At 35.6% G+C, this 13,584-nt stretch carries 13 protein-coding genes; 7 read left to right on the top strand and 6 right to left on the bottom strand.

The window, feature by feature from the left end; genetic code table 11:
• The first annotated feature begins 122 nt into the window (after positions 1–122).
• The 5 genes from B8967_RS15830 to B8967_RS15810 all read left to right on the top strand — a co-directional run bounded on the left by B8967_RS15830 (position 123) and on the right by B8967_RS15810 (position 5,032).
• The gene (locus tag B8967_RS15830; RefSeq protein WP_084086722.1) at positions 123–350 is read left to right on the top strand and encodes a hypothetical protein; all 228 of its coding nucleotides are present in this window, start codon (positions 123–125) and stop codon (positions 348–350) included.
• Between the two features lie 64 nt (positions 351–414).
• A complete protein-coding gene (locus tag B8967_RS15825) occupies positions 415–1,665 on the top strand; it encodes a radical SAM protein (RefSeq protein WP_084086721.1) in 1,251 nt (416 codons plus the stop codon).
• Entirely contained in the window at positions 1,659–2,474 is an 816-nt protein-coding gene (locus B8967_RS15820) for a hypothetical protein (RefSeq protein ID WP_084086720.1), read from the top strand. The genes B8967_RS15825 and B8967_RS15820 overlap by 7 nt, the downstream gene beginning before the upstream one ends.
• Positions 2,475–2,478: 4 nt before the next feature.
• Positions 2,479–3,357 carry a hypothetical protein gene (locus B8967_RS15815; RefSeq protein ID WP_084086719.1) on the top strand — a complete coding sequence of 293 codons (879 nt, stop codon included), beginning with the start codon at positions 2,479–2,481 and terminating at the stop codon, positions 3,355–3,357.
• A 142-nt stretch (positions 3,358–3,499) separates the two neighbouring features.
• Entirely contained in the window at positions 3,500–5,032 is a 1,533-nt protein-coding gene (locus tag B8967_RS15810; protein WP_084086718.1) for a M20/M25/M40 family metallo-hydrolase, read from the top strand.
• Positions 5,033–5,061: 29 nt separating this feature from the next.
• Here B8967_RS15810 and B8967_RS15805 read toward each other — a convergent pair whose 3' ends face one another.
• Entirely contained in the window at positions 5,062–5,493 is a 432-nt protein-coding gene (locus B8967_RS15805; RefSeq protein ID WP_143330533.1) for a MoaF-related domain-containing protein, read from the bottom strand.
• A gap of 330 nt (positions 5,494–5,823) precedes the next feature.
• Here B8967_RS15805 and B8967_RS15800 point away from each other — a divergent pair, with 330 nt between their 5' ends.
• Positions 5,824–6,519, top strand: coding sequence for a hypothetical protein (locus B8967_RS15800; RefSeq protein WP_084086716.1), 696 nt, complete (start codon positions 5,824–5,826; stop codon positions 6,517–6,519).
• A gap of 103 nt (positions 6,520–6,622) precedes the next feature.
• Here B8967_RS15800 and B8967_RS15795 read toward each other — a convergent pair whose 3' ends face one another.
• Positions 6,623–7,426 carry a DUF2490 domain-containing protein gene (locus tag B8967_RS15795; protein ID WP_084086715.1) on the bottom strand — a complete coding sequence of 268 codons (804 nt, stop codon included), beginning with the start codon at positions 7,424–7,426 and terminating at the stop codon, positions 6,623–6,625.
• Between the two features lie 420 nt (positions 7,427–7,846).
• Here B8967_RS15795 and B8967_RS15790 point away from each other — a divergent pair, with 420 nt between their 5' ends.
• Positions 7,847–10,231 carry a TonB-dependent receptor gene (locus B8967_RS15790; RefSeq protein WP_228406222.1) on the top strand — a complete coding sequence of 795 codons (2,385 nt, stop codon included), beginning with the start codon at positions 7,847–7,849 and terminating at the stop codon, positions 10,229–10,231.
• Positions 10,232–10,299: 68 nt separating this feature from the next.
• Here the strand turns inward: B8967_RS15790 and B8967_RS15785 are convergent, their stop codons facing one another.
• From B8967_RS15785 to B8967_RS15770, 4 genes are all read right to left on the bottom strand, one after another.
• The gene (locus B8967_RS15785; protein WP_143330532.1) at positions 10,300–11,028 is read right to left on the bottom strand and encodes a hypothetical protein; all 729 of its coding nucleotides are present in this window, start codon (positions 11,026–11,028) and stop codon (positions 10,300–10,302) included.
• 115 nt (positions 11,029–11,143) lie between these two features.
• On the bottom strand, positions 11,144–12,058 hold the full coding sequence (locus tag B8967_RS15780; protein WP_084086713.1) for a hypothetical protein: 915 nt from the start codon (positions 12,056–12,058) through the stop codon (positions 11,144–11,146).
• A gap of 86 nt (positions 12,059–12,144) precedes the next feature.
• Entirely contained in the window at positions 12,145–12,687 is a 543-nt protein-coding gene (locus tag B8967_RS15775) for a helix-turn-helix domain-containing protein (RefSeq protein WP_047489172.1), read from the bottom strand.
• A 337-nt stretch (positions 12,688–13,024) separates the two neighbouring features.
• Positions 13,025–13,438: a hypothetical protein gene (locus B8967_RS15770; protein WP_084086712.1), complete on the bottom strand. Its 414-nt coding sequence runs from the start codon at positions 13,436–13,438 to the stop codon at positions 13,025–13,027.
• Positions 13,439–13,584: the final 146 nt, after the last annotated feature.

The following is a 13,584-nucleotide window of genomic DNA, read 5'->3' as shown; positions in this document are numbered from 1 at the left end:
CTGTTACCATCAGCATCAGCATAACCAACACAAACACTATAATAATTGCTCATTTTATAAATGAGGGGCGATTGCCATGTCCTTACTGATGGCATTTATTTTATTAATCTTAAATTTTTTTTATGAAAAAAAGAGTTAAACTAGTTTCAAACTTAGAGCACAAAAGCATTTTAAAAGAAACTATTCAATCTTCAGGTACAGAGAAGATGGATCTGTACAAAGCTGTTTTCGGAGGAAAGGGGATCACCAATCCTGGAACCGGAATTGGACTGGATAATTGCAATGTTGCCGTTGAAGGCGGTGGCGGATCTGCAGCGTACAGCAAGTATGATCCATTTTTAAGAGTATAAGTACTCTTTTTATTCTCCATTAGCTAAAAACCGGCTAATGGAGAGTTTCTCTTAAATAAAATTTATGGAAAATATTGTCTCATTTGTTTTAAAGGTTGCGAGTAGATGCAACCTCAATTGTTCTTACTGTTACATGTATAATCTGGGCGATAAAACCTATCTCTCTCAGCCTAAATTCATGTCTATGGAAACAATTACAGTTTTTGCTCAAAAACTCCATACCTATTGCCAGGAAAAGAAGGCAAGATATGTTCAAATCGTATTTCATGGTGGGGAACCTATGTTGTGGGGTAAAGAAAATTATAAACAGGCCATTGAAATTTTTACAACCATTGTAAAAGATGTGGATTTTGGCTTTGCAATGCAGACAAATGGCGTAAGCCTTACCCATGATTGGTATAAACTGTTTAAAGAACTTAATATCCGGGTGGGAATCAGCATGGACGGTCCCAAAGAACACCATGACAGATACCGCGTATTTCATAACGGAAAAGGATCTTATGAAAAAGTAGTAAAGGCCATAGAGCTTGGAAAACAATATGGAATGAGTAATATCCTGTCTGTTGTTAATCTGAATATTTCTCCTTCAGAATTTTATCAGGAAGTGAAAAATTTAGGAGTACCTAGTTTTAACCTGTTATTACCGGATGGGCACTATGACAATTTACCTGATAGTTTTGAAAAATTAAAAGTAAATACATTACATCATACTCCCTATGCTGATTGGCTTATTGAAATATTCGAGATATGGAAAACAGATAGCGACAGACCTATGATACGTTTTTTCCGGACGTTGATTGAACTGATCATGGGAGAGCAGACAGGGGATCAAATGGTGGGAAGGCTGACCAATGGTGTCGCTGTTTTGGAAACAAACGGAGCACTGGAAGTGTCGGATTCTATCCGGGCCTGCTATGAAGGAATTACTAGGAATGACCTGAATATTCATACCCATTCTATTGACGATCTGTATAATGATCCATTATTTGAGGTCTTTTTTCACAGTCATAATATGGTGAATGATACATGTCTGACCTGTCCGATATATGATATATGTGGCGGTGGGTTCCTGGGAAACCGTTATTCCAATGAGGAAGGTTTTGATAACCCTACCATTTACTGTCATGATATGATAAAACTGGTTTCTCATATTCAAAATGATATCGTAAACAGTCTTCCGGATGAGGTTTGTGCTTCTTTGGACGCTAAAGAGGCTCATTATGAAGAAATCGTAGAAGAGCTAAAAGAAATATCACTTATAAAAGCTCATGATGAAATAAAAAGCAAATTAAAATCATTTAGTTTAGTATGTTAAGAAAAGGACTTCAATTATACAATAGCGGGATTGATAATATCGGACAGCAGATCTTAATCAATACCGGTACTGAATCGGCAGAGCATATTACAAGTGTTGAATATTCCGGTAATGCTTTTATTCCCAAAAAAAGCTGGAGGCCCCTTACCCCAAAAGAGCACAGCATTATCATGACCAATGATCATTTTAATCCACTGTCAAAATCGGTTTCTGTGGGAAGAATTCCCCAAAAAGTAATTAATCTTATTAAAAAGTTACAATTATCAGAATGTACAAGTCTGTTTGATATTGAACCTAAATTTCAGGAGAACGAAGAACTGGTTATGAAGATCAATAAAGAACTGGATGAGTTTTTGAAAAATAAATCTTCGGTTCAGCAGTATAAGTTCCACCGTATTGCCAAAGCCCAGCCTAACAGAGAAACGACCACTTTTCATTTTATAAATAAAGAATATATCCGATATACAGGTCTGCATATTGATGAGAGTCGGAAATTTACCCCTCATACAGCTTATAAGTCGGACAACAGGATATCTATTAATATCAGTAGCGAATCCCGTTATCTGTATTATATCAACCTGAGTTTAAGACAAATTTATAAACTATACCACAGAAGAAAAATAACCACAGAAAATATTGTAGAAAATTTCTTAAATGACTTTCCTGATTATCCTGTAATCAGATTAGAAATAAAACCTTATCAGTATTATATTGCTCCCACTGATAATTTTATCCATGACGGAAGCACTTTAGGAAATAAAGAATTTGATATCACCATCGTTTACACCGGAAAATTTGATAATTATTAACACTATGAAATTAAAAAGCGGAATAAAGATTTTTTGTACGGACAGAAAATTTGAAGAAACTGTAACAATTAATACCGGCAGTCATTCCAGTAAATACAGACAGCCTACCAAGGTTTCATTTGGAGAAGTAGATTTCGAACCACAATATGAAGATGAAGCTTATCTTCCCAAAAGAGATTGGGGGAAAGTGGAGGGACAGGTTGTATCCAGAATTCAGACGGACCGCTTTCTAAAAGATTATAATACTGCTGCTATAGGGAGAATTCCTGAAGAACTGCAAAGTTTATGTAAGCAGCTTAATCTTCATAGTGCGGGCAGTGAGAAGGAAGTTCTTGAATGCTTTTACAATAATAAAGAAATCGTAGACCGACTGAATGGGGGATTAAATGATTTTTTACAAGACCTTTCTGCTGATTATTCTTTTCACTGTATTGCAGCCGGTTACCCTAACTGTGAAACCACTTCGGTAGACAGAAGGAATCTGCGGGAAGGATACCAACCGCATGAGATGAGGTTCATTGGGCTTCACAAAGATTCTTCCGACCGGAAAATGACAATTGGATCATCTCACAGACATGGTAATCGTCTAACAATCAATCTTGGTCAGGAATCAAGATATTTTTTATTTATCAATCTGACCATGATCCAGATCTATAATATGCTGAAGAAAAAAACTGATGTAAAAAAAGAAAATATTACCAATAAGAATATCATTGAGTATTTTTTTAAATATTTCCCTGACTATCCGGTACTTAAAATAGAACAAAAACCCTATGATTTTTATATAGCTCCTACGGATAATTGTATTCACGACGGTTCTACATTAGATGCAAAGACATTAGATATTACCATGGTATTTCTAGGACATTTTACCATGTCATAAAATTAGGTAGTAGTTTTTTTAGATATTCCACATAATTGGTTTTCATTTTCTCTGATTTTCGATATCTCACTGGAATTATTGCTGCAGCAAAAAGACTTTCTTATATTTATAGAGCCAAACCATCATACAAAATCAGTTGATCATGAAAAAAGCTCTTCTAACCGTTTTAGGTATTCTCGTTATCCTCGTTGCTGTCTTACTTATTAAAACGTATACTTATCCGTTTAAGAAAAATACAGCTGAAACCGGAGAAGGATGGAAGCCTGTGAAAAATGATTCAGCCATAATGAGATTTTCCAACGGCATAAAAATTCCAACGGTATCCACCGGGAGTTTGGGAGAATTCAACTATACACCTTTTGATGAGTTTAAAGAATATCTAAAAAGATCATATCCATTGGTTTATCAGAATACAGAGAATTTTGAAGTAAATAAATATGGATTGGTATTCAGGCTGAAAGGAAGTAATCCTGTTCTTGAGCCTATCCTGTTTCTATCCCATATGGACGTTGTACCTCCGGGAGATGCTGATATAAAAAACAAAGAAGAAAATATATTCCGTCCCGGTGATAAAGTGCTGCCTCCTGTTTCAAAAGTTGCTGAAGATTGGGATTATTCCCCTTTTGCAGGAGTGGTTGCCAATGGCAGAATTTATGGAAGAGGAGCAATAGACATGAAAGGTATGCTCTTCTCCCTGATGGAGTCTATGAACAATTTGATTAAAAGTAAACAAATTCCGCAACGTGATATTTACCTTGCTTTCGGTTTTGACGAAGAAGTAGGAGGACAAAAAGGAGCTATTCAGATTGCTGATTATTTTAAGAAAAAAGGATTGAAGTTTGACGCAGTATATGATGAAGGAGGGTTGATTATGCAGAAAGGAAGTGTAGCCGGAATAGATTCTGATGTTGCTGTAGTAGGATGTGCTGAAAAAGGATTTCTTTCTGCGAAAATAAAAGTAAAAGGACTCGGTGGGCATTCATCCATGCCTCCTATGGAAAGTGCTATTGGAAAAGCTGCTGTTATTATGCAGCGTCTGGAAGATGATCAGATGAAACCCGTCATTACCCCACTAATCAAAGAGTTTTTTGATAATATCGGTGGCGCTATGCCATTCTCCAGCAGACTTGCGATTGCCAACCAATGGCTTTTAAAACCCGTGCTGTTATCTCAGCTTACCAAAAATAATACAACCAATGCGTTGGTACGAACCACCACAGCTTTAACCATGATGAAAGGAAGCGACGGAACGAATGTCCTTTCTCCGGAAGTTGAATTTGTTGTTAATTTCAGGCTCCTTCCGGGAAATACGGTCAAAGATGTCAGAGAACATATTGCAAAACTTACACAGGGGTTCGATGTTGAGGTCGAAGAGATTGATAATACACGGGAAGCTTCAAAAATATCACCTACCAATACCAAAGCATATCAACTGATACAAGCCGGAATCAAGGAAATTCATCCGGGAGCTATTGTTACTCCTTATCTTACAATGGCGGGAACAGATGCTGCAAAATATGAAATTGTGAGCAAGAATGTATACCGGTTCATGCCAATCAAAATCAACAGTTCGGAACAGCAAAGTATTCATAGTACCAACGAATATCTCAGTATAGAAAACTATCTGAAGATGATCCATTACTTTGAATATATGATGAAAAACTATGACAGGTAGCTATCCTGATGCAAATGGGTAGCGTATTGCTATTTTATCTTTTTTATTTTACCGGGATTAACATATAAACTCCCATTCTGACTTCCATGAGTGTAAAGGTTCATGGTTTCAAAATCGAGTACAGCAGATATACCCAATCCGCTTTTTTCAATCCACGAGATGAAAATTTTAGTCTGATCCAATGGTGAATACACGTATGTATCCGTTTCTTCAGTGGCACCGGGATAGTCTCCTTTAATTAATTTCCAGTGGACCATTGAATCTGATAGTAGCGTGATATGATAAATATATTCTTTGTACTTCCATTCGTAAGTGCTGCCAATTAAATCCCGGATATTTACCATATCGCCGGTTTTGTTCGTTATTTCTTGCATCTTTTCAGTTTTTGGATTTTCTGTACAGGCATTTGAAACCAGAGAAGTCATGACTATTAGAAATAGGGTTAATAAATTCTTATTCATCGGATTTGTTTTAGTTGTTTTTTATGTTTTTTCTTTTTGTAGACCTTACTCAAATATCTGAAAGTTTAATAAAACAAACAAATAAAAACTAATTTGCTTTAATGAGGTTTGAGTCTTCAATGAATTGATTATTCGTTGATTACAAAAGTGTTTAGAAGATTTTAAAGGTAAAACAGAGTAAATGATCCGATTTATTAATTTGGTAGATAAAAAGGATTGTTTTTTTTGAAACTTTTTAAGAGAGATTGATTTTGGTCAGAATAAAAATAAAAACACGTCAAGTTTTGTCGCATTACAACAATAGCTTTGCTTTATCAAAATTACAGAGCTATGGAATTGCCATTTTACTTAAACTTTAAAGACTTTGAAAGTTATTATTACGACAACCTTGAAAAATGGTTCGAAGAATATCATAATACGAGTGAAACAGATTATCTGAAAGCTCTTGCAGCTTTATATAGTCCTTATCTGTATTACAATTTTGCAGAAGATAGAGTACAGGCAGATGCTTCCATTGAGGTTAAAGATTGTTTTTTTCCTTATCATGAAAAAATTGGAATCTCTTTTTGTACAAGCTGTGAAAATGGAAAATCATCTAAAAAAGGACTAAGCCATGTATTTGAATGGAAAACCGTTTCAATGATGGAGTATGCCCAGCATATTCTGGATAAAATCAACCGATATTGTTCAAAAAACAGCAATGCCCTGAATGGTGGTAAAAATATCCTGGATTATATCAATGAGCATGACATTGTAACCTCCAGAGAAGGAGTTGGATATTGTATCAACTACAACAAACATCAAATGGCTGTTCCTTTCCTGAAAGCTTATCTTCCTTACTATGGACAAACGGTCAATATGGCTGTATACCGGGATTTTATTTTCTCTCTTGTAGAAATAGCAGAATTTATCGATCAGAAGCTGAAAACAGTGCAGGCCTTTGAGCATACCATTTATGTACATTCGAAATCAGAAGCTAAATTTAAAGTACAGATGAGTAGGCAGTTCCTTACCCTATGCAATTAAATGAAACCAAATATTCATACTAATTATATTGTTGAAAAACCTTGGTTTTTCTAACAAAAATCCCGATCAGGAATGATCGGGATTTTTTATGATATCAAATAGATTAGTTTTTATGATAGGGGATATTCCAGATAATATCTGCTGCCAGATAATGAACACCTCCATGATGAATACTTCTGCTATCTCTGATAAGGTCATTCATATAGCCTACGTCTACAGTAAAAGGAGAGTGGGGAATCGTAAACATATAATAGGCTGCAATACGCATTTCACGATATCCAAAAGAAGTCCACTGTGGATCCGGTTCGTTAAGGTGGCTTATAGAAAAAAGGGCTTCGGCACTTAATGCTAATTTCTGGTTATTTGTTGGTGATAGATTGTACGTCAGCTGACTTTTGATACGGGTTCTCAATTGGAAATCCTCTTCTACTTTGCTAAAATCAGCAGCGAAAAATTTTCTGAATTCCTGTCGGACCGTATTTTTTAATTTCCACTTTTTTCCAAGATCAAAAGTATAGGCATATCTTCCATAGACCCTGAATTCCTGTTCTGTGCTTTCTTTTTCGTAAGGGGCATTGCTTTCATATTGAGGTTGACGCCGATAGCTAAGAGCATAGCTGTATTGCTGATGTGGGGCAAAAGAATGGTAAACCTCATGGTTTATTACAAGAATAGCCTGTTTGGAAAGGAGGTTATCATTGTCCGGACTGCTTTTACGGCCTATAGCAATATAGCTTAAAGCTTGCTTTTTTCCTAATGAATCCAGCTGACGCTTTACTCCAAAAGCTGTCCATAACGCTGTATTGGCATCACCCAAACCTGGTGGACTGATCTGTGCTTTTAAGGTATTTCCTATAAAACCAATTAAAAATAAGGTTGCTAAAATTTTCTTTATACTACACATCATGGATCACTTCTTCAATATTAATGTTTAATGTCTGCGGGATCATAAGAATGAATGACTTACAAAAAGAGTATTTCTCATTACAAAGTTATAAGAGGCTACGCACTCATTGTTTACTTAAATTCTTTTAATACTATTTAAAAACATGACAAAACTAGCCGATGATTTAGGAAGAATTTAGGAATACATAGAATTTGTAATTCTTATGGAATCATAGTTCAGCGACCGCATTATTTATTTTATTTAGAATAATTCAAATTAATATTGTGAATGAGGTTTGTATTCTGTTATTTTGCATTTTTATTTATAATTATTTTAAATAAGGCTGGAAAAATGATACGATGTAGTGAAAATGTACCTCTGTTAAAGGAAATAATCAATCCTGGAAAAACAAAAAACACCAATAAACTTTTAAAAACTAAAATGCCGCAATGGACCAAGCTCCTCTTCATCTTAGTTTTTTCTCTGATAAATCTGGTAAAAGTGTATGCACAAGATACACAGGGTGGAATTGGTGGAAAAGTGAATATGATTGACGGGCAACCTCTGAGAGCAATATCAGTTTCATTATTGGGTACGGATCATCAGACGCTGACAGATGATGAGGGAGTTTATCGTTTTGTGAATCTGAATACGGGCAGTTATACTGTAAAATTTCAAATTTTAGGAAGTAAAGAGATCCGTCTTCCGGTTGAGGTAAAGGCAGGTGAGACAACAACATTGGATTATCAGCTGACAAAAGAAAATATCCTTGCCATTCAGGAAGTGGTTATTATGAAAAATACCAATAGGTTTTCCAAAAAAGAAAGCGGATTTGTCGCCAGATTGCCCTTGAAAAACTTAGAAAATCCTCAGGTCTATAATACGGTTACTAAAGAATTGTTTCAGGAACAGGTGGCTGTAGATCTGGGAAGTATTTCTAAAAATGTACCTGGTGCAGGAGTACCTATGATTGCTAATCAGGGAAGAGTAACATTCCGTTCAAGGGGATTTGAAACAGAACCTAATGCGCGGAATGGTGTGGCTGGAGCCGCTTTTTCAGTAATTGATCCTGTAAATTTGGAACGTATAGAAGCTATTAAAGGTCCTTCAGCAACTTTATTTGGAAAAAGTGTTGCCAGTAGCTATGGTGGGGTATACAATCGCGTTACAAAAAAACCTTATAATGATTTTGGTGGTGAAATAGGGTATGTGGGTGGAAGCTGGAGCTATAACCGACTGACCGTGGACGTTAATACACCGGTCAATAAAGACAGAACCGCTCTTTTTCGTCTGAATGCTGCAGGAACTTTTGAGAAAAGTTTTCAGGATCTGGGATTCACTAATTCTTTGGCTATTGCCCCAAGTTTTTCTTACCAAATCAATGACCGTATGGCACTCCTTTTAGATGTAGAATTCAATCAGGCAAAAGGAACTTCCGTCGTACGTTTTAACCCTTATACTGGAAGTAATAAAACTCAGTCTATTGCAGATATGAAGTTTCCTTATTATAAAAATTTCTTAGGTGATGATCTTGCCTATGAAACACAGATGATGAATATTTTTGCCCAACTGAATTACAAAGTTTCGGAAAACTGGACTTCACAAACGATACTATCAAGAGCCAGATCAACGATTAATGGATATATCTCTGCGATCAACGGAAAAACAGACTCTACGGCCAGTGCTCAGGTAATGGTAGGAACTACCTCTTTTATTGCAACAAATATTCAACAGAATTTCATCGGAGATTTTCATATAGGACGCTTTAGAAACAGAATGGTAGTAGGGCTGGATTATTATAATAATTCTAATCATTTTGACCGTTATCATACAAACACTAAAGTATTTAATTTTGTTCATCCTTCAGCAGACTTTAGAGTAAATCACAATACAATTGATGCTCTTACTGCAACTTCTGCTATAAGAAAGGAAAATAATGGTGATAATACTTATGCAGCCTATGTTTCGGATGTATTTAATATTACAGATCAGCTTATGGTAATGGCTAGTTTGAGGGTCGATCGGTTCCAGTTCAAAGGAGTATATGATATTACTACAGGGGAAATTAAAGGCGGGTTGAGTAATAGCGGAGCACAGTCAGGACCTTATGGACAGACTGCATTTTCACCAAAATTAGGAGTGGTTTATGAAGTTCTTAAAAATAAACTTTCATTATTTGGAAACTATATGAATGGCTTTAATAATGTTAGTGGAGTAGATATAAGCGGTAATACCTTCAGGCCGGAATATGCTAATCAACTGGAATTTGGGGTGAAAGGAGATGTTTTCAATCATAGATTGGTAGGTACTTTGAGTTATTATAATATCCGTGTGGATAATATTTTAAGAACCAACCCTGATGATATTAATTACTCAATTCAGGATGGTACACAGCTTAGTAAAGGAATAGAAGCGGAGCTAACTGCTAACCCTTTCGATGGATTGAATATTGTTGCCGGTTATGCCTATAATGACAGTAAATATACCAATGCAAACCCTTCCGTTAATGGTTTAAGACCTGCATTATCTGGTCCTGCGAATATGTTCAATTTCTGGATCAGTTATCGTATTTCCCAAGGTAAGCTGAAAGGCTTAGGAATTGGTGGTGGTGGAAATATGGGATCTTCTTCTTTTCAGACCAATACACAAACTGCCAAAGTGATTATTCCTTCTTATAAAATGTTTGATTTAGGGATTTTCTATGATCAACCTAAGTATAGAGTGGGATTGAAATTTGATAATATTACCAATGAAAAAGCATGGTCTGTTCGTTTAACACCACAAGCTCCTGCACGTTTTCTTGGAAGTGTTTCCCTTAAATTCTAAAATGAAAATTATACATAGAAAAGCCCTGATGCATTCATCAGGGCTTTTTATATTTTTATCTAATTATTTTAGTTGATCCAAAGACAGTAGTTATTGCGATATCGTATTTTACCATATGCTTTGCCTTGAAAAGTTCCGGGTGTGTTATCAGACCAATCCTGTCGGATGACATAGAGCCCAGGCATAGTAGGCTTAAAAACCGCCTGCTGACTTTCATTAACCAGAATGTTCTTCTCCCAGTTTTCAGGGTTAAATATTCGCAGAAGCGTTCCTTTCTCTGCCGGTTTCAAATTGCGATAAGGAAAAACAGTATAAATACCATTTTTCTCCTGAAGGATAATATCCATAAACTGAACAGGTATCATATTACTGACAGAATGACTTCCCACATTATAAGCGCCACACATAAAATCAATAGGGCGTATATTTTCGTGTGAATTTTTGGAGCGCATAAGAACAGGAAGCTGATCATTCATTCCTAATACTCGATAAGTTCCTTCCTTGTCTGGAGTAAAGCTCCCTTCCCAATGATCTTCTTTAGGCTGTAATTCAATCTTTAATTTTTCCCCTTTATCATTAAGAACAAAAAAATTAAAATGCTGTATTTCCTTAAACTCTGGACCATTGGTACGGTGTCGCTCACTTAAATCATCAATAAAACCGTAGCATACCTGGATTTTGACAACTTCATTCACTTTTCCTGATCCATGTATTTCCATCCAGTAAGCACTTGCTTTTATAAGCTGAGGAAATAGAAAAACCATTGAAAATAATAATAAAGAGATAAGTTTTTTCAAATTGTATATTTTGATTGGTAAATATTTTGTACCCATAAAATCAAGGAAGTTGTTAATAATTGAAGGACAAATTTAAAGAAAGAATGTAAAAAGGATGGATTAAAAAAACATCTTTTTATTCAATTCCCAGTCTCTCTTTGGTGCAATCAATGTAGATTATATTTTTTAAAAAGATTTTATTACCCAGCATTCCTGTCATGCCGGAAAACTTCATCAGCATATATTGGGTCTGGGAAAATCCTTCCACATAAGTGATTTCATGTAAAGGAATGTCTTTGTTTCCCAAACGGATACTATGGTTGCTTTCAGTAGTGTAAGTGGTTAAAATATAAGGTCTGGACTGTGCTTTTTCTATGATCACTTTGGAATGAGGTAATTTTAAATCCTGCCAGTTTTCTTTGTTAGTCAACAGTTCATAAGCACTTGTTCCCGAATCGAACAGGAATTTTTCCTCTTTCCCTTTTAAAGTTCCCCGGATAATAATTTTTCTCTTTTTGAATTTAAAATTGATGAGGTTATTTTTAAATTCAGCCGGTTCATGGGCTATATTGAAAACAATATAGTTCTTTTTAAAATTAATCATTGTTTTCCTGTTTTCAAGAATATCTGCTCCCAGCGTCCCGATTATTTTAATAGAATCTCCGGGGTCTGTTTTTCTTCCCTTATCTGAAATTTTAATTTGATCAGAAGAGATCTTTGATTTTCCAATATAGAACAAAGAGGTAGCTAATTTATTACGAACTGTAATTCCCTTCAAGTTCTTTATTGAATGACTGTAAAATTCTGTATAGGCGGCCCCGGTATCAAATTGCAGATAATAAGTTATGGAGTCTTTCGGAAAATGAATGGGTAAAAGCAAAGCAGATTTGTGGTTGCCTGGCCATACGATCGGAATATTCCCGCTTTCGTTTTCGATGTTCAGGTAGTTCTTTTCCGGAGTGAATTTTTGATCAAAATAAATATAACCACCCAATAGTAATAGGGTGATCATCCCTAAAATAGACACTGCCGTTTTTTTGATAGTTCTCATGCTGTTTTTTGTGCAAGATTCGGAAATACAAATCTGTTTCTACACAAAAACAGGCCGACACTTGTACGACAGTTGTATGACTTTTATTATAAAAAATTGGTTTTCAGTTTGATATGAATATCATGTTTTTTGTTTAAACTGATGCCATTACTGATGATGATCAATATTTTTACAAAAAGAAACATCATGATGAGAATGATGAAAAGTGGGAACTTCCATGAGAAAAACTTTTGTATAAATGGACTGATGATCAGCGAAGCTGAAAAAACTGTTGCCAGTATAATTTGGATACATACCATACTTTTTCCCAGTTCTTTATTGTTTGAATCTTTTGTTTGGTAGGTTAGGATAAGAGGAAAGATGACACCGCCAAACGGAATGATCATACCCGATAAGATAGAGAGGTTAATTATTTTTGCCCTGTTGATATTCTCCTGTTCTTTAGGCTGATCAATAAGATGTTCGGGATGGGTATCCAATGCCTGAGCAATAGCTTTCAGTGTGAAACCTTTTAGCATACCTCCGGCTTCTACTCTTTGAACCGTTCGCAGAGAAAGACCCGATTGTTCAGCAAGCTCATTTTGGGTCATATTTTTTGCTTCCCTCAAAATCTTGATCTGATTTTTCATGATTAATATAATGGCCGTTTTTTATAATATTTTCAGTTGCTAAAGTAGCGAAAAAGGGATATAGATAAGTAGCGAATGAATTGTAAAATGTTTTTTGTGGGAAACTTGTGGAAAACATGTTGATTGTTTGTGAACAACTTTAGCATTTACCTCCTTAATTGTGATGGGGAATGGAATAATATGCTGTATATCAGTTGTTTTTTTTTGTGGTGTTTTTGGGCGATAATAAAAGATAAATTGCCCCAGTGTTTTTTTGCAGGTACAAAATGTATGATATAAATCTACACCTTGATGATTACAAAAAATACTGTGGCAATTGGGGAATATAAATAGTTTATTAATTTCCTGTTTTGCACATAGCATCCCAGGTTGTCCAGAAATGCGCATTGATAGCACCAATAAGTGGATGAGTGTTGTCAGCAACAATACCCACCATGGAAGCACAGTTAGAATTGCATCCTATTTCATTGTAGCTTCCTGCCTGAGGAGGAATTTGTCGCCAGGTGCCTGTTGAACCACTTAATAGTTCTACTTTAATATCAAAGATCCCTGAAAGGTTAGGGGTTTGGATTTGTTTGGTAGGATTGTCACTGGAGATAGAATCGCTCCAATTTCCCTGTGAGAATGTTACTCGCCATGTAGTGATCATTACAGAGGTGTCGTTTTGAGGGGAAAGATAAACCCAGAACTGGGCACCGCCCCCAAGTTGAACCTGGCCGGATGAATTTGCGTTTACACTGGTTGTTGTCATGGTAATTTAAGTTTGGTTGGTTATTTCTATTTCAAAGTAACAAAGAAGAGAGCAGATGGTGTAGAGTACAAATAACCAATTATAATTTTGAGTATAAATACCTATGCTTTAAGAATATATAATCCGTTGTTTTTATATATGGAAAG

Origin of the sequence: Chryseobacterium sp. YR221 (genome assembly GCF_900176315.1) — a bacterium.
GTDB lineage: Bacteria > Bacteroidota > Bacteroidia > Flavobacteriales > Weeksellaceae > Chryseobacterium > Chryseobacterium rhizosphaerae.
This window is presented reverse-complemented; position numbering and strand designations above follow the sequence as displayed.

Coding starts and splice junctions, on each gene's coding strand:
- B8967_RS15830 (WP_084086722.1), top strand. CDS start 123: ATGAAAAAAAGAGTTAAACTAGTTTCAAACTTAGAGCACAAAAGCATT.
- B8967_RS15825 (WP_084086721.1), top strand. CDS start 415: ATGGAAAATATTGTCTCATTTGTTTTAAAGGTTGCGAGTAGATGCAAC.
- B8967_RS15820 (WP_084086720.1), top strand. CDS start 1,659: ATGTTAAGAAAAGGACTTCAATTATACAATAGCGGGATTGATAATATC.
- B8967_RS15815 (WP_084086719.1), top strand. CDS start 2,479: ATGAAATTAAAAAGCGGAATAAAGATTTTTTGTACGGACAGAAAATTT.
- B8967_RS15810 (WP_084086718.1), top strand. CDS start 3,500: ATGAAAAAAGCTCTTCTAACCGTTTTAGGTATTCTCGTTATCCTCGTT.
- B8967_RS15805 (WP_143330533.1), bottom strand. CDS start 5,493: ATGAATAAGAATTTATTAACCCTATTTCTAATAGTCATGACTTCTCTG.
- B8967_RS15800 (WP_084086716.1), top strand. CDS start 5,824: ATGGAATTGCCATTTTACTTAAACTTTAAAGACTTTGAAAGTTATTAT.
- B8967_RS15795 (WP_084086715.1), bottom strand. CDS start 7,426: ATGATGTGTAGTATAAAGAAAATTTTAGCAACCTTATTTTTAATTGGT.
- B8967_RS15790 (WP_228406222.1), top strand. CDS start 7,847: ATGCCGCAATGGACCAAGCTCCTCTTCATCTTAGTTTTTTCTCTGATA.
- B8967_RS15780 (WP_084086713.1), bottom strand. CDS start 12,058: ATGAGAACTATCAAAAAAACGGCAGTGTCTATTTTAGGGATGATCACC.
- B8967_RS15775 (WP_047489172.1), bottom strand. CDS start 12,687: ATGAAAAATCAGATCAAGATTTTGAGGGAAGCAAAAAATATGACCCAA.
- B8967_RS15770 (WP_084086712.1), bottom strand. CDS start 13,438: ATGACAACAACCAGTGTAAACGCAAATTCATCCGGCCAGGTTCAACTT.